This is a genomic window from Ramlibacter cellulosilyticus (genome assembly GCF_014297465.1).
GTDB classification, from domain to species: Bacteria; Pseudomonadota; Gammaproteobacteria; order Burkholderiales; family Burkholderiaceae_C; genus Ramlibacter; species Ramlibacter cellulosilyticus.
The window spans coordinates 155,114-173,628 of sequence record NZ_JACORT010000010.1 but is presented as its reverse complement, the minus strand read 5'-3'; the positions used below and the strand labels follow the sequence as shown (position 1 = coordinate 173,628).

General features: G+C 70.4%; 16 protein-coding genes, 1 tRNA gene and 1 pseudogene. 6 read left to right on the top strand and 12 right to left on the bottom strand.

Translation table 11 applies throughout. The features are described 5' to 3' along the window. Positions 1-16: 16 nt before the first annotated feature. Positions 17-93, top strand: a tRNA-Arg gene (locus tag H8N03_RS21105). Positions 94-100: 7 nt separating this feature from the next. On the opposite strand, the gene H8N03_RS21100 is transcribed toward H8N03_RS21105, so the two are convergent. Next, the gene (locus tag H8N03_RS21100) at positions 101-445 is read right to left on the bottom strand and encodes a hypothetical protein (protein ID WP_187078198.1); all 345 of its coding nucleotides are present in this window, start codon (positions 443-445) and stop codon (positions 101-103) included. Positions 446-1,183: 738 nt separating this feature from the next. Continuing rightward, positions 1,184-1,567 (bottom strand): STAS/SEC14 domain-containing protein, encoded by a 384-nt coding sequence (locus H8N03_RS21095; RefSeq protein ID WP_187078197.1) that lies wholly within the window; start codon positions 1,565-1,567, stop codon positions 1,184-1,186. Between the two features lie 29 nt (positions 1,568-1,596). Here H8N03_RS21095 and H8N03_RS21090 point away from each other — a divergent pair. From H8N03_RS21090 to H8N03_RS21080, 3 genes and pseudogenes are all read left to right on the top strand, one after another. Then, positions 1,597-1,881 (top strand): annotated as a pseudogene (locus H8N03_RS21090) ((2Fe-2S)-binding protein); the annotation flags it as partial. Further along, positions 1,878-2,900: an FAD binding domain-containing protein gene (locus H8N03_RS21085; RefSeq protein ID WP_187078196.1), complete on the top strand. Its 1,023-nt coding sequence runs from the start codon at positions 1,878-1,880 to the stop codon at positions 2,898-2,900. The pseudogene H8N03_RS21090 and the gene H8N03_RS21085, both read left to right, overlap by 4 nt. Next, entirely contained in the window at positions 2,897-5,134 is a 2,238-nt protein-coding gene (locus H8N03_RS21080) for a xanthine dehydrogenase family protein molybdopterin-binding subunit (RefSeq protein ID WP_187078195.1), read from the top strand. Before H8N03_RS21085 ends, H8N03_RS21080 begins: the two co-directional genes overlap by 4 nt. A 12-nt stretch (positions 5,135-5,146) precedes the next feature. On the opposite strand, the gene H8N03_RS21075 is transcribed toward H8N03_RS21080, so the two are convergent. From H8N03_RS21075 to H8N03_RS21065, 3 genes are read right to left on the bottom strand one after another with little or no spacing between them, the layout of a single operon-like run. Further along, positions 5,147-5,464, bottom strand: a complete 318-nt coding sequence (locus H8N03_RS21075; protein ID WP_187078194.1) for a DUF4387 domain-containing protein — start codon at positions 5,462-5,464, stop codon at positions 5,147-5,149. A gap of 1 nt (position 5,465) precedes the next feature. Then, entirely contained in the window at positions 5,466-6,827 is a 1,362-nt protein-coding gene (locus tag H8N03_RS21070; protein WP_255428320.1) for an acyclic terpene utilization AtuA family protein, read from the bottom strand. A 14-nt stretch (positions 6,828-6,841) separates the two neighbouring features. After that, entirely contained in the window at positions 6,842-7,852 is a 1,011-nt protein-coding gene (locus tag H8N03_RS21065) for a Bug family tripartite tricarboxylate transporter substrate binding protein (RefSeq protein ID WP_187078193.1), read from the bottom strand. 89 nt (positions 7,853-7,941) lie between these two features. Between H8N03_RS21065 and H8N03_RS21060 the strand changes: the two genes are divergently transcribed. Then, a complete protein-coding gene (locus H8N03_RS21060; protein ID WP_187078192.1) occupies positions 7,942-8,724 on the top strand; it encodes a GntR family transcriptional regulator in 783 nt (260 codons plus the stop codon). A 144-nt stretch (positions 8,725-8,868) separates the two neighbouring features. Then, on the top strand, positions 8,869-10,482 hold the full coding sequence (locus H8N03_RS21055; protein ID WP_187078191.1) for a methyl-accepting chemotaxis protein: 1,614 nt from the start codon (positions 8,869-8,871) through the stop codon (positions 10,480-10,482). A gap of 24 nt (positions 10,483-10,506) precedes the next feature. On the opposite strand, the gene H8N03_RS21050 is transcribed toward H8N03_RS21055, so the two are convergent. The 7 genes from H8N03_RS21050 to H8N03_RS21020 form a co-directional block, all read right to left on the bottom strand. Beyond that, on the bottom strand, positions 10,507-11,160 hold the full coding sequence (locus H8N03_RS21050) for a response regulator transcription factor (RefSeq protein WP_187078190.1): 654 nt from the start codon (positions 11,158-11,160) through the stop codon (positions 10,507-10,509). Then, positions 11,157-13,844: a PAS domain S-box protein gene (locus H8N03_RS21045; protein WP_187078189.1), complete on the bottom strand. Its 2,688-nt coding sequence runs from the start codon at positions 13,842-13,844 to the stop codon at positions 11,157-11,159. The genes H8N03_RS21050 and H8N03_RS21045 overlap by 4 nt, the downstream gene beginning before the upstream one ends. A gap of 256 nt (positions 13,845-14,100) precedes the next feature. Then, entirely contained in the window at positions 14,101-14,349 is a 249-nt protein-coding gene (locus H8N03_RS21040) for an FmdB family zinc ribbon protein (RefSeq protein WP_354005157.1), read from the bottom strand. 63 nt (positions 14,350-14,412) lie between these two features. Beyond that, complete coding sequence (locus tag H8N03_RS21035; RefSeq protein ID WP_187078187.1) at positions 14,413-14,622, bottom strand: hypothetical protein; 210 nt, start codon at positions 14,620-14,622, stop codon at positions 14,413-14,415. An 88-nt stretch (positions 14,623-14,710) separates the two neighbouring features. Then, the gene (locus tag H8N03_RS21030; RefSeq protein WP_187078186.1) at positions 14,711-15,235 is read right to left on the bottom strand and encodes a hypothetical protein; all 525 of its coding nucleotides are present in this window, start codon (positions 15,233-15,235) and stop codon (positions 14,711-14,713) included. Positions 15,236-15,577: 342 nt separating this feature from the next. After that, positions 15,578-15,919 (bottom strand): hypothetical protein, encoded by a 342-nt coding sequence (locus H8N03_RS21025; protein WP_187078185.1) that lies wholly within the window; start codon positions 15,917-15,919, stop codon positions 15,578-15,580. A gap of 98 nt (positions 15,920-16,017) precedes the next feature. Further along, positions 16,018-18,483: a membrane-bound PQQ-dependent dehydrogenase, glucose/quinate/shikimate family gene (locus H8N03_RS21020; RefSeq protein ID WP_187078184.1), complete on the bottom strand. Its 2,466-nt coding sequence runs from the start codon at positions 18,481-18,483 to the stop codon at positions 16,018-16,020. Between the last annotated feature and the right edge of the window lie 32 nt (positions 18,484-18,515).

Here is an 18,515-nt window from a genome sequence, read left to right as displayed (position 1 = left end):
GTACCATTGGGCCCGGCTGCCCGTAGCTCAGTTGGATAGAGCACCTGCCTTCTAAGCAGGTTGTCGGGGGTTCGATTCCCTCCGGGCAGGCCACCCACACCTAAGGCGAAACGCTGGCGCTGCGAAGCTCGAAGTTCCCTGTCCAGGCCTCGTTCCGATCCCAGGGCGTGGACCATCGGACGAAGCCGGTGAATTTCACGATCCGCCTGGCTGCGGGGGCGTACCAGTAGGTCTGCTCGACGCGCCCCTGGCTGCCGGCCGGGTGGGAACGCAGCACCTGCCAGCCTTCAGCGGTGATCCGGAAGGCCTCGTAGGTGCCCGCGGGAACCTGCACCTGCTCCAGCGCGACCACCTTGTACGTGAGCCTGTTCTCGCCGTGATAAGGCGCACTGAACCAGTACTCCGTGTTCTCCCACCTCTGGCCGACGGCGAGTGGAAGAAGCACTTGCGGAAGCTCCGCACCCTTCGCGTCGTAGATGTTCAGGGCGGGTGAGAGCCTCTGGGCCCTCCTTCCTCGCTGGATCGTGACCGTTCCATCCGTGTGGACGGCGAGCACGGTCTCGGTCCGGGACGTGCGGGACCCGTCAGGCTGGACGGAATCGTAAGTCCAGCTGTCCCCGACGCGCACCATGGGAGCACCGTTGCTCCGGGCACCAGTGCCAGCGCTCCTTGCGTGATGCCGCCAGGCAGGGCACCGTGGCCCGCTTGCTCCTCGAGGGCAGTGAAGGCGCCGTCCGGACGGCGGATCTGCCATGAACCATCGACCCGGCGCGTCGGAGCGCAGAACACCATCCAGCTGTCGATGCACAGCCTGCCGGCATCGACTCTCCAGGCGCCGCCCTGCACGACGCCGGACGGGAGGCGAACCACGAAGCGTCCCTCCGTGTCGAAACGGAACTCCAGTCGTTTGCCTTCCGGATTGAGGAACGAGAAAGTCCGTCCGGCGAGCGCCTCGGGGAGCTCCGTGTCCCGGACGGGCTGAGCGAGCGCGCCGGTGGCTGTCGCGACCAGGACCCGCACGACCCACGACCGCGTCACTGAAAGGCTTGGCAGCTGCCACATACCGCCTCCGATCGAATCCTCCCACATCATCGGGTTCGCAGAGGCCAGGGCCATCCTGAACGCGAGCGATGTACAGATTCGAGGCTTCCGTGCTAGGAGCGCAGGGAAGTGCGGCGCACCACTAGGCGCCGCGGCTCTCGAGCCAACGGAAAGCCGCCGCGAAGTCGTTGTAGAAGACGCGATAGTTCGCCTCGCCGGCGTGGCCGAACGCGATGCGTGCCAGGTACGCGATGCGCGTGTTGGAAACCAGGATGGCCGTGCGCAGCAACTCCGACCCCAGGGAGTCCCGCTTCTGGGCTTCGAGCTGCTGCTGCAGGAGCACCAGCTCCATCTCGGGTGGCTCCAGCTCCAGCGCGTCGTAGAGCACCCGGACCTGCTGCGTGTCGCGCGCGAGTTCGACCACGCGGCGCTCGCACTCGCGCAGCACTTCCGCGGTGGGCTTGCCGCGGATCCTCGCCACGATGACGCTGCCCACCGGCTCGACCCAGACCTGTTCGTTCCTCATCCCCGGATGTTATCGCGCCGCGGGGATGCCGTAGCTTCATGCAGCACGACGCTTTCCAGTGCGGCTACTGCACGCCCGGGCAACTGTGTTCCGCGGTCGGGCTGGCGAACGAGGGCCACGCGAAGTCGCTGGACGACGTGCGCGAGCTGATGTCGGGCAACCTCTGCCGCTGCGGCGCCTACGCGCAGATCGCTCAGGCGGTGGCGCAGGTCGTGCTCGGACCCGGGCCGCACGCGAGCGAGGCAGCGCGCGGGCCGTGGATCGCGGGAACCACGGTGAATGCGCGCGTGCGCGGACCCGAAGAGCCGGCATGAACCCGTTCACCTTCTTCCCCGTCAGCGACGTTCCCGCGGCCCTCTGGCTGGCCGGCGACGGGACGCGCTTCATCGCCGGCGGCACGAACCTCCTCGACCTGATGAAGGTGAACGTGCTGCGGCCGACGCGGCTGGTGGACATCAACCGGCTCGGGCTCGATGCCATCGAGGCCACGCCCGAGGGCGGCCTGCGGCTGGGCGCGCTCGCGCGCAACGCGGCCACCGCCTGGCACCCGCTCGTGCGCGAGCGCTATCCCCTGCTGGCCACCGCGATCCTCTCCGGCGCCACCGCGCAGATCCGCAACATGGCCAGCAACGGCGGCAACCTGCTGCAGCGCACGCGCTGCTGCTACTTCTACGACATCGCCACGCCCTGCAACAAGCGGGAGCCGGGGTCGGGCTGTTCGGCGATCGCCGGCCTGGCGCGGCAGCACGCCATCCTGGGCGCCAGCGAGCATTGCATCGCCACGCATCCATCCGACATGTGCGTGGCGCTGGCCGCGCTGGAAGCGACGGTGCAGGTGGCTTCGCCGCGCGGCGAGCGCAGCATCCCCTTCGCAGAGTTCCATCGCCTTCCTGGAGACCGGCCGGACCAGGACACGACGCTCGCGGAGGACGAGTTGATCGTCGCGCTCACGCTGCCCCCCGCCGATGGATTCCGCGCCCACAGCGTGTACCTCAAGCTGCGCGAGCGGCTGTCGTATGCGTTTGCGCTGGTCTCGGTGGCGGCGGCCCTGGACCTGGACGGCGGCACCATCCGCGCCGCACGGCTGGCCCTGGGCGGCGTCGCGCACAAGCCGTGGCGGGATCCGGCCGCCGAAGCGCTGCTGCTCGGCCAGCCGGCCACGGAAGCATCGTTCGCCCGCGCCGCCGACGCGCTGCTGCGGGGGGCCGTTCCGCAGGGCGCGCGCGAGGGCAGCAATGCGTTCAAGATCCCGCTGGCCCGGCGGGCCATCGTCCGTGCGCTGGCGCTCGCCACCGCCGGCACGGTCACCAACCATGCGGAGGATGGGCCATGAGCGCCGGGTTCGTCGCGATCGGCCAGCCCGTACCGCGCATCGACGGGCGCGCCAAGGTGACCGGGCAGGCGCGTTATGCCGCCGAGGTCGTCGTCGAGGGGCTCGTGCATGGCGTGGTGGTCAATGCCGCCATCGCCCGCGGCCGCATCCTGGCCGTCGATGATGCGCCAGCGCGCGCGGTCCACGGCGTGCTGGACGTGCTGTGGCACGGCCATCGCAGCCAGGCGCCGCAGCTCGCGCATTACTTCGAAGCCGGCGAGGACTTCTCCACCGTGCCGGTCAAGCCGCTGGTGAGCGATAGCGTGCATTACGCGGGCCAGCCGGTGGCATTGGTGCTGGCGGAGACCTGGGAAGCCGCGCGCTACGCGGCCGCCCTGGTCCGCGTCGAGTACGAGGCGCAGGCGCACGGGACCGACCTGCCGCGGCACCATGCGCAGGGGCGCGCCCCGAAGGAGCTCGACGAGGACACGGCCCCGCCGAAGCCGCGCGGCGATGCCGACGCCGCGTTCGCCGTCGCACCCGTGCAGGTCGACGCCGAGTTCCACCAGGCGGTGGAGCACCACAACCCCATGGAGCTGCACGCGAGCACGGTGATTCCCGAGGCCGGTGGCACGCTCACCATCCACGACAAGAACCAGGGCGCGCACGGCACGCGCAAGAGGGTGGCCAAGGTGTTCGGCCTGCACGAGAGCCAGCTCACGCTGCTGAACACCTTCGTGGGCGGCGCCTTCGGCTCCGGGCTGCGGCCGCAATACAACCTGCTGCTGGCCATGGTGGGGGCGCTGCACCTGCGACGACCCGTGCGCGTGGTGCTGACGCGCCAGCAGATGTTCACCTTCGGGCACCGTCCCGAGATCTGGCAGCGCGTGCGCCTGGGCGCCGCACGCGACGGCGCGCTGCAGGCGCTGATCCACGAGGCGGTGGGCGAGACCTCGCGCGTGGAAGATTTCACCGAGATGGTCACCCGGTGGTCGGGCACGCTGTACGGCTGCGAGAACCTGCGCGGCGACTACCGTGTGCTGCCGCTGGACCTGCCGACGCCATTGGACATGCGAGCGCCGGGAGCGGCGAGCGGCCTGTTCCCGCTGGAGGTCGCGATGGACGAACTGGCGCAGGCGCTGGGCATGGACCCGCTGGCGCTGCGCCTCGCCAACTACGCCGAGCGCGCGCCCTCCGGCGACAAGCCGTATTCCAGCAAGAAGCTGCGCGAGTGCTACGCGCTCGCGGCGGATCGCTTCGGCTGGTCGGCGCGCGACCCGCAGCCGCGCAGCCGGCGCGAGGGCGACGAGCTGGTCGGCTGGGGCATGGCCAGCGGGCAATGGATCGCCGAGCAGGAGGAAGCGCAGGCGAGGGTGGTGTGGCACGTCGACGGCCACGTCGACGTGGAAACGGCGGCCAGCGACATCGGCACCGGCACGGTCACGGTGCTGGCGCAGGTCGCGGCGTCCGCGCTGGGCGTGCGGTTGGACGACGTGCGCGTGCACATTGCCGACACGCGCCTGCCGCAGGCGCCCACCGAGGGCGGCTCCTCGCACGTGGCGAGCGTGGGCTCGGCGGTGGACGGCGCGTGCGAGAAGCTGCGCAGGAAGGCCTGGCAGCTCGCGCGCTCCACGGCGGCGTCACCCTTGGCGGACAGCAAGCTGGCGGACGTGGAGTTCGCCGGCAGCCGGCTGCGGCTGCGCGGTCGGGATGGCGACGGGATTTCCGTGCAGGAAGTGCTGGCGACCTCCGGCGTCGAGGAACTCGAGGCGCACTTCCACCTCGAGCCCGACGAGGACGAACAGGGCCGCTACGAGCGCGCCGTGCATTCGGCGGTGTTCTGCGAGGTGCGGGTGGACGAGGCCATGGGGACCGTGCGCGTCACGCGGGTCGTGAGCGCGGTGGCTTGCGGCCGCATCATCAACGAGCTCACGGCGCGCAGCCAGGTGCTGGGCGGCATCGTCTGGGGCATGGGCCAGGCGCTGCACGAAGGAACGCTCATCGACCACGCGCTGGGCCGCTTCATGACGGTGGACCTGGCCAACTACCACGTGCCGGTGAATGCGGACATCCATGCGCTGGAGGTCCACTTCGTGCCCGAAGACGACCGCGTCGTCAGCCGCCTGGGCGCCAAGGGCGTGGGCGAGATCGGCGGCCTGGGCGTCGCCGCCGCGATCTCCAATGCGATCTGGCACGCGACCGGACGCAGGATCCGGTCGCTGCCGATGACGCCCGACAAGGTGATGGCGCCCTAGCGGCACCGGTGCTCAGGGGACCAGGAACTCCGCCAGCGGCCCGTGCTGCTGCGCGCCGTAGACGTCGCGGTCGAAAGCCGAGCCGCTGCCGTTGCTGCCGAAGCGGCGCGGCATGGTCACCTTGATGGCACGTACCCGGTCGAAGGGGATCACGCGCACCGCACTCGCCTCGATGTTGTACGCAGTGCCGATGCGCTCGGACGTCAGCACGCCCGAGTCGCGCACGCGCCGGTACACGCCCGGGTCGTTGAACATGAGGTCGATCGTGACCTGGAAGGGGCCGGCGTTCTTGCTGCGCAGGACGTCGGCGAGGTCTTGGAGGCGTGTCATGTCAAACCTGTTCCGTGTGAATGGGGAAAAGGCCCAGCGGGTCGTCGGTCTCCATCAGGTGGTACACGCTGAAGTCGAACACCTCGCCGGCCTGGACGTCCGAAGGCGAGAAGGGGAACGCCAGGTTGCCTGCGGTGGTCTTGCGGCCCGGGAAGGGGCAATGCAGGAAGGACGAGCGCGCGAGCGACAGGACGTAGCTGGCGAGTTCCTGCGTCTGGGCGACGACCTCGATCAGCATGCCGACCTCGTGCGGGATCCGGTCGCGTTCGGGCTCCAGCGTGCCGAGCACGCCGTCCCGCCCGTACGCGCGGAACTGCAGGCCGAACGAGGCGTCGCTGACGTGCGTCCCCAGGTTGCGGCGCACGGCGGCGCGCACGGCCTCTTCGATGACCGGGAGGTTCGCGATCACGGTCCGGTCGCGGATGCCCGCCACCGTGAACGCGCGGAAGCCGATGCTGCGCGCACCTTCGAGCTTGATCGTGGGCCGGGGTGCCGGGATGAAGCGCGAGCCGCTGACCCGCACCGTCCGGGCATCCACCTGCTCGAATTCCGAAGCGCTCAGGTCGACGTTGCCTTCGGGCTCGTACAGCACCAGCGGGTCGCCCTGTTCGTACATGGTATGCGCGGCCACGGATTCCGGCGAGACGGTGCGGTTCTTCGCGAGCGGCCGGATCAGGAAGTGGTCCTTGCGGATGACGCCCAGCAGGCTGTCGTTGGGGGCGAGGGGCAGGGCGCATTGCGCGCCGCATTCCATGATCTTGGCCATGTGCAGCGCCAGGCCGGCGTCGTAGCCGCGCGAGATGGGCAGCGCGGCATAGATCGCCGTGTCGCACGCGCGGCCGGCCAGGACCACGTCGGCCCCCTGTGCCAGGGCGTGCGCCAGGGGATCCGTCCCCATCTGGCCGACGATGCGGACGCTTTCGCGAACCGCCTTCTCGGAGAGCGGGCCCACGTCCGGCATGGGCTGGATGCGTCCCATGCGCAGGGCATCCAGCACGACGGTCTTGTCGATCTCGGACGGGATGGTGGCCAGCTTGAAGTGCAGGCCGTGCTCGCGCGCTTCTTCCAGCAGGATCTCGCGCACGAAAGCCAGGTTCGGGTTGCCGCCGCCCATGCCGGCCGAGCCGATCACCATCGGCACGCCCGCGGCGCGGGAGGCCCGCAGCGCGTACGACAGGTCGCGGCGCACCTGTTCGCGCTTGACCAGCGAGGTCCCGGAGCCCAGGTAGTAGGGACCCGGGTCGGTGGATCCCGCGTCCCCGCCGACGAGGTGGGGTTGCTGGTCCATGCCGGCCTGCAGGCTCGCGAATTCGTAGCCGTAGCCCAGCATGCCGTTGATGGCGACGATTCTCAGTTCTTCCAACGTGATTCCCCTGCTCAGTCGAGCTTGATGTTCGCCTGCTTGATGAAGTTGACCCAGAAGGGGGTCTGCTCGCGGATGAAGGCGCCGAACTTCTGCGAACCGAGCGGCAGCGGCTCGAGTTCCAGCGCGGCCAGGCGCGAGCGCGTCTCCGGCGCGGCGAGGGCGGCGAGCGTGGCGTCGCCCAGCTTGCGCAGCACGGGTTCGGGCGTGCCGGCGGGCGCCATCAGCCCCCACCACGCGTCCACCACGAAGCCCTTGAAGTCGCCGGTGTCCGCCACGGTGGGGACATCCGCCAGTGCCTGCAGCCGCTCAGGGGCGGTGACGGCCAGCGCGCGCAGCCGGCCACTGCGGATCAGCGGCAGCGTCGCCGCCATCGTGTCGGTGGCGAACAGGGTGTGGCCGGCAATCACGTCGGCGAGCGCCGCGCCGCTTCCCTTGTAAGGCACGTGCGTGGCTGGCACCCTGGCGCGCAGGATCAGCGCCTCGGCGGCGAGGTGGGTGATGGTGCCCACGCCGGCGGAGCCGAAGGAGCCGCCCTTCGCCTTGAGCCGCTCGAGCAGCTCCTTGAGGGTCTTCGGCGCGTCGGGCGTGTTCGCGGTCACCACCACGAAATAGGCGCGGCCGAGGCCCGCCACCGGCGCGAAGTCCTTCTCCACGTTGTACTTGACCTGCGGGTTGAGCACCGGGTTGGTCAGCAGCGTGCTCGTGGTGCCGATGGTCAGCGTGTAGCCGTCGGGCGCCGAACGCGCGCCTTGCTCGGTGCCGGTGATGCCGCCGGCCCCGCCGCGGTTGTCGACGACCACGTTCTGCCCGAGCGATGCCGGCAGCGCGTTCGCGATGATCCGCGCGATGGCGTCGCTGCCCGTTCCGGTGGAGAACGGCACGATGAGCTTGATCGGCTTGCTGGGGAAGGGCTCCTGCGCCTGCACGCCGGTGACGGCCGCGGCGCCCAGGGCGGCGATGAATGCCAGGCCCGCGCGGCGGGTGCAATGCAGGGCGGGGGAGGAAGGGAACAGCTTGGGCACAACGTCTCCTGTGGTACTTGTACGGACAAGCCGGATGATACTTGTACGGACGATTCGGTCAAGTAGGCAGCAAGGGTTAAGATCGCGGCATGGCGCCACTGATCAATCACCGCGCGGATCCGGCCCGGCCGGGGCCGATGTACTGGACCCTGGCCGCCACCCTGGCGGAGCAGATCAAGGCAGGCCAGTACCAGGTGGACCAGCAGCTCCCCACGGAAGCGGAGTTGCAGAAGCAGTTCAACGTGAGCCGTCACACGGTGCGGCAGGCGCTGCGCGAACTGCAGGAGCAGGGCTACGTGTACACCCAGCAGGGCGTCGGCACGCGCGTGCGCGCGGCGCAGCCCGCCTTCCGCTTCGTGCACGGCTCCGAGTCCATCGAGGACCTGCTCCAGTTCTCGCGCGCGACGCGCATGCAGCTGCTCGCGCACGAGCAGGTCGTCCTCGACCAGGCCATGGCCGCCAAGCTGCAGGCCCTTGCCGGCGAAAGCTGGCTGCAGCTGACACTGCTGCGGTACGTCCGCGGAGAGAGCCAGCCGATCGGGTTCCTGTACATCTTCCTGCGACCGGAGTTCGCGGGGGTCGTTCCCTTGATCGACGCGAGCGAGCAAGCCGTGTTCTCCCTCGTGGAGCAGCATTACGGCGCCATGGTCGCGGAGATGGAGCAGGAGATCACGGCGGTGGTCGCCACGCGCGAGGTGGCGGACCTCCTGCGCAGCGATCCCGCCGGCCACGGGCTGGAAGTGACGCGCAGGTACCGTGACGAACGCGGGCGGCTGACGCAGGTGAGCATCGGTTTCTATCCCGCGGGCCGCTTCGTCCACCACACGAAGGTGCAGGTGCAGCGAGGGCAGGCGCAAGGGCGCACGCTCTGACGCGCCGGCACGCGCTGTCGCCGAATCGCCGCAGCCGCGCGCGAACGGTTGCGAGCGTGAAGAACTCCACGGGGCGACGAAGCGGGCTGCGGTAGAGTTCGAACGACGGTTGGAACTTATTACTACGTCGTTCGGGGGAAGAGGATGAAACTGGGGATAGCGGGCCGGCTCTGGCTGCTCGTGGCACTGCTTCTGACTGCGCTGGCCGTGACGGGCAGCTACGGTGCCTGGGAACTGCGCGCCGCGCAGGACCGCAACGCGCGCGGCTTCGAGCGCATGCACGAACTGACCGGGATGCTGGAGGCGGTGCACAGCGCCAAGGCGAACTATCGCAGCGAGGCGCAGGAGTTCGAATCGCTCCTGCAACGCGGGGACGATGCCGCCAGCCGGCAGTTCTTCCTCGAGAACCTGAAGAGCCGGGCCGACCTGGTCGGAAGGTATCTCGCTTCCGTCCGCGCGGCCATGGTGCGCATCGGCATCGGCGTCCAGGTCCTGGACCGCGCGGCGATGCTGCACCGTGACCTCACCGACGCGTACCTGTCCTCCGGGGTCGCGTCCGGCGGCGGCCGCACGGAAGCGACGGATGCAGCGGTCCTCAAGCAACAGCCCTTCGAGAACCAGCTGGATGCCCTCGTCAGCCAGCTGCAGCGGCACGCACGGGAGGACGAGGCGCGCATGATCGCCTCCGCGGCGTCCCAGGCGCGCGAAGGCGTGCTGGTGCAGGGCGGCGTCTTCCTGTTGGCGCTGGCCTTGTCGGCCGCGCTCGCGGCGTGGGTGGTGACCAGCTTGCGCAGGCCCATCACGGAGGTGATCGCGGCGGCCTTGCGCGTGGCCCGGGGCGACCTGAGCGGCGAGGTGCAGGTGCGCGGGCACGACGAAGCGGCCCGCCTCCTCGAGGCCACCGCGGCCATGACGCATCAACTGCGCAGCCTGGTGCAGGAGGTGCAGGGGCGCGCACGGACCGTGGCCGACACGAGCGCGCAGGTGGCGCATGGCCACGCGGACCTGGCGCAGCGCACCGAGGAGCAGGCCAGCAGCCTGGAGGAGACGGCGAGCCAGATGGAGGAGCTCACCGCGACCATCGAGCAGAACATGGAAAGCGCGCGCCGGGCGAGCCGCATCGCCGACGAGGCCAGGGAACTGGCAGGCCGCGGCGGGGAGGTCGTCGGGCAGGTCGTGAGCACCATGGGGCGGATCTCCCGGTCCTCCTCGCAGATCGCCGAGATCACGGGCGTGATCGACGCGATCGCGTTCCAGACCAACATCCTGGCGCTGAATGCCGCGGTGGAGGCGGCACGTGCAGGCCAGGAGGGCCGCGGCTTCGCGGTCGTGGCCGCCGAGGTGCGCACGCTGGCGCAGCGCAGCGCCGACGCCGCCCGCGAGATCAAGAAGCTGGTCGCGACTTCCGTCGCGGAGGTGCAGGGCGGAGAAGAGCTGGTGGCTGCGGCGGGCCGCACGATGCAGGAGATCGTGCAGGCCGCGCGGCAGGTCAGCGGCCTGATCACGGAGGTCGCCGCCGCCAGCGAGGAACAGAGCGTCGGCATCGCGCAGATGAACACCGCGGTGGCCCAGATGGACCAGGTCGTGCAGCAGAACGCCGCCCTGGTGGAGGAGGCCACGGCCGCCACGGACTCCATGCGGGAACAGGCGCAGGGGCTGCGCGATGCCGTGAGCTGTTTCCGGCTCGGCGACGCCGCCGCCGTGGAGCCGGAGGAGCCCTGGCGAACCCCGCCCTCCCTCCAGTTGCTGCCGGCCTGAGCTGCCTCCCCAGGCCTGGCGCACTCAGGCCTTGACCAGCCCCCGCCGCACCGCATACCGCGTGAGGCTCGCCACGTCGCGGACATCGAGGCGCTCCATGATGCGCGCGCGGTGCACGTCCACGGTCTTCGGACTGAGTTTCAGCCGGAAGGCGATTTCCTTCGACGACAGCCCCGAGGCCAGCAGCGCGAGCACTTCCTTCTGGCGGTCCGTGAGACCGTCGTCCCCCGCCACGTCACGCTCCATGAGCAGGCGCGCGACCTGGGCGCTGAAGTAGCTGCCGGTACCGAGCATCACGCTCACCGCATGCTGGAGTTCCTGCGGCGCCGCGTTCTTCATCAGGTACCCGCTCGCGCCGCTGGCGACGGCGCGCTGGACGATGTCGGCGCTGTCGAACATCGAGAGGACGAGGATCGGCAGGGCGGGATGACGCGACCGGATCCTTGCCACGGCTTCCACGCCGTCCATGCCGGGCATGTGGATGTCGGTGATCACCAGGTCAGGCTTCACCCGTTCCAGGACCGCAAGCAATTCCTCCCCGGAACCCGCCTGCGCGATGACCTCGACGTCCGGCAGCAGCTCGACGAGGCCCTGGATGCCCGCACGCACCAGGTCGTGGTCGTCGGCGAGCACCACGCCCCTGGAGACCGGGGACGGGGCAGAGGGGGCGGTGATCATCCTGGTCCTTCCGGTCTCGCAGGCTCGGATGACCCGTGCGGCAAGGCGAAGAAGAACGATGCACCAGCCCCCGGCGTTCCCGTGGCCCACACACGGCCGCCGTGCCGCGCCACGATGCGCTTCACGTTGGCGAGGCCGATGCCGGTGCCGGGAAATTCCGCCTGGGTGTGCAGGCGCTCGAACGCGCCGAACAGCTTGTGGCCGTACTCCATGTCGAATCCGGCACCGTTGTCCGACACGCAGAACGTGCTGGATCCGTCGGCATCGCCGGTCGTGCCGAACCGGATCTGCGCGTCCGGTCGCTCCCTGGTGAACTTCCAGGCGTTCCCCAGCAGGTTTTCCAGCACCATGCGCAGGAGCGTCCGGTCACCCACGGTGGCCAGGCCTGGCTGGACGTGCGTCGCCACTGCACGATGGGGATCGCGCATGCGAAGGTCCTCCAGGATGGCCTCGGCCATCGCGGTCAGGTTGACGCGCCTCGGCGTGAGGGATGCCTGCGACAGGCGCGCGTGCTCCAGCAGCGCCACGACATACTCGTCGAGTTGCTGCGCAGCCTGCCGGATGCGCGTTGCGTACTGCCGGTCCTTTTCGGCGGCGCCCTGCATGCGCTGTTCCAGTACGTGGGACAGTGCAGTGATCGCCGCGATCGGGGTGCGCAGGTCATGCGCGAGCGAATGCGCGAAGGCCTTGAGTTCGTCATTGGCCGCCTCGAGTTCCAGCGTCCTTTCCCGCACCTTCTCCGCCAGGCTGTCGGTGAGGGCGCGGATTTCGGCTTCCTGCCGCAGTCGTTCGCTGATGTCCCGGATGGCGACGCTCGCATACACGACGCCGTCGGCACCGCGGAACAGCGCCCCCGACAACTCCGCGTCGAACTCGGTCCCGTCGCCCCGCAGCAGGGTGAGGCAGCCCCGGCCGCTTCCCGCCGCGTCCACTTCGGCAAGCAACTGCGCGGCCCGCGGTTCGCGGGGAGCGACGAGAGCGCATCGTCCGCGCCCGAGGATCCGTGCTTCCGACATCCGGAACATCCGGCACGCTGCTGCGTTCGCGGCAACGATCCTGCCGGAGCCGTGCTCCACCTGCACCAGGGCGTCGAGGCTCACCTGGAAGAGCAGGCGGTGGCGTTCCTCGCTGGCGCGCAACGCGTCCCGCGCCAGCTTGCGATCCGTGATGTCCTGGAAGTACACCGTGAGGCCCTGGGGCGACGGATAGGCGTGCACCTCCCCCCAGACTCCGAGCGCGTCGAGGAACACTTCCACGTGCGCTGCACGCCCTTGCGAGAGCGCGCGCTCGTACTCCAGGTGCAGGGGGCTGCCCCCGAACCATGGGAACAGCTCCAGGATCGAACGGCCCAGGAGCTCGCTGCGGGGCCGCTGGGCCACTCTCTCGGTCTCGTGGTTGGCGTACGTGAACCGCCACTGGCGGTCGAGCGTGTAGAAGCCGCTGGTGATGCTCTCGAAGGTCGTCGCCAGCTGCTGGTTGACTTCGTGCAGGCGGTGGGCGGCCAGCTTCCGCTCCGTGACATCGTTGACCGCCCCGATCACGCGCCGGCACGGACCGCTGAACGACCGTTCCGGTTCACCGGCGATCTCGAGCCATCGCTCCTGGCCGTCTTCCAGTGACAGGCGGGCCTCCATCCTGAAGGCCCGCCCTGGCGCGACGCAGGCAGCGACGTGGTCCTGGAGTTCCGAGAGATACGGCTCCTGCAGGGCGGCGAAAGCCGCCTCCCAGGCGACGGGTGCGTCGCTCGCGCAGCCGAACAGCCTCGCCGCTTCGGGCGTCCATTCGACGGACATCCCGGGGATGCCCAGCGTCCAGGCACCGACGCGGGCAAGCCGGGAGGCCTGCCGAAGGAGCAGGCGGGCATGCCGCGCATCCTCTTCCGCATGGACGCGCCGCGTGATCTCGTGCGCCGTGCCCCTGTACCCGTGGAACCGGCCTTCGGCATCGTGGACCGGGTCGCCGCTGACCGAAAACGACGCTGCCCGGGCCCCGTCACCGATGCGGTACTCGAATTCGCGGAAGGGCAGCCGCGCCTCCAGCATGCGGATGTGTTCACCCCAGGAAGACGCAAGAGGGACCGCGTGCGGAAGCTGCCACCGCGCGCGCCCGAGGGCTGCTTCCAGTTCGGGGATGCGCCTCTGCTCGCCGCCTTCCAGCAGGGTGAAGCGGTAACTCGCGTCCTGCTCCCAACGCCACGAGACGGCGCGATCCGCCACCGACCACCAGCCGGGGTGCGACAGGCCGGCGTCGCGCGGCTGCTCCGGTCTGGCGTCCCCGAGATCGAGGACCGTGCCTGCAGCCACGAGCGGCGTACCGTGCTCGTCCAGGGAAACCACCTCGCCGTCGGTCTTCAACCTCCGGCGCGAACCGTCGGGGCCGGTGAAGGAGTATTCGAAGCTGAAGGTGCGCTGCCCCGCGAGAACCGCTTGCTCGAGCGCCGGCAGTCTCCCGGCATCGGCCGGCTCGACCCACCGCAGCCACGACTCGAAGGTCAGGAGCGGCCCGGCACCTCCGAAGATCGCTTCAGCCTCCGCGGAGAGTTCCACCGCGCCGGTCGACAGGTTCCAGGTCCAGCAGCCCAGGCCCGCGATCCGCAGTGCGCTTTTCAGGAGGGTCCGGGTGGTGGGGTCGCCGGACGACTGCGCAGGGGCGCCGGTCCGCGGCGGCGGAAGGCTGCGCATCATCGTCCCGGATTCTGACAGGCCGCGAATCCCCCGGCAGCACGGATGGTCTGCGCAAAATCGGCGTGCCAGGAGTGAACGAAGATCTTTGTCACGGCGACGCGTCGCGAAGGGCAGCCGGGAGCTCGCGAACGAAGAGCGCGAGCACCGGAAACCGGAGAGGAGCTTAGGGTCGAGCGGCCGGGGAGAAAAGGCGCGGATCGCCTAGGCCTGCGCGGGGCTCGCGTTTAACCGGAAAGGCATAGCGGCTGCTGCGCGCTCACACGCAGCAGCCGCATCCCGCCGCGTGCCGCATCCGCGCATAGCGCCCGTCCCCGGTCTCGCGCGCGTGCAGGGAGCCCATGCCGCCGACGTGGGGGCTGGCCGCGATGACCCGCGTGGCGGCGTTCCCGCACTTCGGGCAATCCGCGGCGCGATCGCGGTCAGCTATGCGCCGCAACTCGGCAAACGTGCCGCAGCGGGCGCAGGCGTAGTCGTAGGTGGGCATGGCGGACTGCCACTGTTCCACGTCCGGCGGCCGCGCCTTGTAGGAAGGACTGCACTCTTGCGGGGGCCTACCCGCCAGGGATGCTCAACCCCGGCCGGTGTTGGCCGGGAATGCGCGCTCGTACGCCGCGGTGCACAGCGCGCGGGTCGCTTCCAGGACCTGGCGCTTCGCCTTCAGCAGTTCTTCCGATTCCTGCCCGTTCGCCACCTGGATGGCGAACGTGGTGAACTCGGACTCCATCTGGAGCAGCTCACGGCGGATCTGGAGCCAGTCCTGCACTGCCTGACTGTTCATGGCGGGCCGAATTGTACGAAGCCCGCGCTCAGGCCGCCAGCCGCTCCGCCTCCGCGGGGAGCCTGCAGCCGGGCGGAAAAGAAAGCGGTCAGCTGGCGGTGTCCTCGATGACCACCACCGGGTCGAGCGTCTGCCGCTCGATGCGCACCTGCTGCTGGCCCACCGGCAGCACCACGGTTTCCACCCAGCGCAGCAGGCCGCCGCCGGCAATGCTGCCGCTGCTGCCGCCGATCCCCATCACGCGCGCCTGGCACGCGATCCGGTTCTCGCCCGCGAAGGGCTCGCAGCGTGCCAGCGCGTTCGCGGCGTAGTCCTCGCCGGTCTTCTCCAGTTGCCCGCGGCGCTCCGCGGCGCGCGCATGGCGGGCCTCCTTCAGGCAGGTCGCCTTGTCCTGTTGCGACCAGCCGGACAGGCAGTCGCGGACCTCGCTTCGGTACAGGCCGGAGTCGTCGATCGTCGTCTCGCGCTGCGTGATGGCGGCGCTGGAGCGCGACGCATCCAGGCCCGTTGCGGAAGAGGGCGCCTGGGCGAGGCTCGCGCCCGCCGTCATGCCCAAGGCCGCTGCGAGCGGCAACACGAGGCGCCTCGCGCGGGAAGCTGTGCTATCTCTCATGATCACTCCCAAGGATTGGTTCGCATCATCCAGTTCGACGGACGCCGGCCGGTGCGGTTCCGGCGAATGCGCTCGGCCCCGGTGATCAGCGGGTTCGCGCGTACGGCGATCTCCTTACGGTGCGAAGCGCCCTACACGGGCGTGCGTCGATCGCGGCGTTGCGAGAGCCGCATGCGGGCGCAAGGTCGGTGCTCCACGCCTCTCGGGGCGCACACGCACAGGAGCCATGATGAAATCCACCACTCGCCACCTCTTGCTTGCCACCCTGGGCTTCTTCGCCCTGGTCGGCGGCGTCGCCCCGCGTTACTGGATGCGCCGGCAGCGGCTGCGCTAGGACTCTGCCTAGTGCAGGTGCGGCGCCAGGAAGAACTCGCGGCATTCCTGCCGCAGGCGCTCGATGCAGGCCTGGTGCGCCCTTCGAAGGGACGGTGCCAGGCAGGCGTCGTCAGCACCCGCGAGCGAGGCCAGGAGGCGATAGTGCGACAGCAGCAGGCCGATGCAGGATGCGGAGACGCGCGGCAGGTGCATGCACCTGGCACAGAGCCTGTGCAGGTCTCCCGCGGCGAGCGCGAGGTCCGCCGGCGTCGCGACGCCGCGGGCCATCCGCGCCATGCGGGCTTCATACGCGTCGAGCGCGGCGGCGGCTTCGAAGGCGATGGTATCCGGGGTGCGTACGGGCATCATGGCAGGTCTCGTTGGCAGGCTTGCCAGCCAATCTACCCCGCGCGGCGCGTGCGTTGTCGCCAAGGCGGGTCGGACCGTACGGGCCGGCGCCAGCGGCCTCAGCGCGGCAGAGCGTACGCGATGACGTCGTCCCCGGCCTTCGTCCCCAGCGAGCCGTGGCCGCCTGCCACCACCAGCAGGTACTGGCGGCCGTCGCTCCCCTCGTATGTCATGGGCGTCGCCTGTCCGCCCGCGGGCAGGCGGCTGCGCCACAGCTCCTCGCCGGTGGCCATGTCGTAGCCGCGCACGTAGTCGTCCAGCGTTCCCGAGAGGAAGGCGACGCCGCCCGCGGTCACGAGCGGGCCGCCGAGGCTCGGCACGCCCATGCGGAAGGGCAGCGGCACGGGCGCGAGGTCGCGCACGGTGCCATTGCGGTGCCGCCACGCGATGCGCCCGCTGCCCAGGTCCACGCCGGCCACGTAGCCCCAGGGAGGCTGCTGGCAGGGAATGCCCAGCGGCGACGTGAAGGGGAGCATCTTCGCCGCGTAGGGCGCGCCGAAGTTCTCGTTCAGCGCGGGCAGGCTGCCTTCCGGTGGCCCGCCTCCCTGCACGACGAGCGTCGTCGCGTCGGGGCGGGGCACGAGCGTGGACACGAAGGCGAGATAGGCCGGCGTGGTGAAGGCCCAGCCGCGCGCCGGGTCGACCGCCACCGATCCCCAGTTGAAGACACCGAAGTTGCCGGGGTAGACGAGGGACCCCTGCAGCGACGGGGGCGTGAACCGGCCTTCGTAGCGCAGGCGGTGGAACGCGACGCGGCAATACAGCTGGTCGAACATCGTCGCGCCCCACATGTGGCGTCCCGAGAGCGGCACCGGATCGAAGGACACCGCCGAACGCGGCTGCGTCGGCGCGGTCCGGTCGCCCTCCACGGCGCCCTGCGGCGCGCGCTCCTCGCGCACCGGCAGCACGGGCTGTCCAGTGCGCCGGTCCAGCACGAACAGCTCGCCCTGCTTCGTGGGCTGCACGAGCACGGGGACGGTCTCGCCGCGGACGCGCAGGTCGAGCAGGCTCGGCTGCGACGGCACGTCGTAGTCCCAGAGGTCGTGGTGCACCGTCTGGAACACCCAGCGCGGCGCGCCCGTGGCGAGGTCGAGCGCCACGACGGACGACGAATACTTCTCCACCGCGGGTGAACGATTGGCGCCCCACTGGTCCGGCGGCTGGTTGCCGAGCGGCACGTACACGAGGCCCAGCTGCTCGTCGACCGAGGAGATGCTCCAGCTGTTCGGCGAGTTGGCCGTATACGTCTCTCCGGGCGGCAGGGGCCCCGTGCGGTCCGGGTTGCCGGGGTCCCAGGCCCACACGAGGTCGCCGGTGTCGATGTCGAAGGCGCGGATGACGCCCGACTGCTCGTGGATCGAGACGTTGTCCAGGACCGTGCCGCCGACGATGACGAGCTTGCGCGTGACGACGACGGGCGAGGTGGAGTAGTAGGCGCCGGGCCGGTAGTTCGGCATGTTGCGCCACAGGTTCACCTGCCCCGTGCCGCCGCCGAAACTCGCGCACACGTGGCCGTTGTCCGGATTCAGCGCGATCAGGCGGCCGTCCGCGGTGGGCATGAAGAGCTTGGAGGCGCACTGCGCGTCGGTGGGGCCGTCGCGCGCCGCGATCGGGAGCTCGCCCGGCTGCGCCGGGGCCACGCCGGGCGCGCTTGCCGCGGGCGCGGCCGGTGCCGCCGCCGCGGCGGGTGCGGAGGCGGGCGGCTGCCAGCTCAAGCCGCGGCAGGTGAGGTGCTGGAGCGCCAGCTTGTCCTGGATCTTCGGGTCGTAGCGCCACACCTGCCGGCCCGTGGTCGCGTCGAGCGCGATCACGTTCTGGTGGGGCGTGCAGAAGAAAAGGCGGTTGCCGACCTTCAGCGGCGTCACCTCGAAGGTGGTCTCCTTCGGGTCGCCCTTGCGGCCGCGGAAGTCTCCCGTGTTGAAGTGCCAGGCGGGCTCGAGCCTGTCCACGTTCTGCGGCGTGATCTGGCGCAGCGCGGAGTAGCGCTGCCCGAAGGGCGAGCCGCCATAGGACGTCCAGTCCGCGGCGGCCATGCCGCCCGGGGCGGTGACGGACGTGTTGGAGGCCAGCGTGCCGGAGATCTCGTGCGGGTCGCCCAACCAGGTGGCGACGGCGACCACCGCGAACGCCCCCAGGACGCAGCCCAGCGCGGTGCGGCCGAAGCGGGCTTCCCACGGCCAGCGCGTGTTCCTGCGCGCGAACAGCAGCAGGAACCCGAGCAGGAAGAGGACGTCCATCCGCGCGGCGAGCGGCCACCAGTCCAGCCCCGCTTCCCACAGGGCCCAGGCGAGGCTGGCCGCGAACGCGAGCGCGAACAGGAAGACGCCGCCGGGCCGCCCCGTCCACAGCAGCCACGCATCGACCAGCAGCACGATGCCGGCGAGCAGGTAGTACCAGGAACCGCCGAGCCCGGCGAGCCATGCGCCGCCGCCGACGAGGCAGGCGCCGCCCACGAGCAGCAGAGCGGCGGCGACGCGGGCGACGGCGCCTGGGCTGGAAGATGCGGGGTGGGTGGCGTGCTGCATGGCGGCGAAGCATTTGTCTGAATGCTTCGATG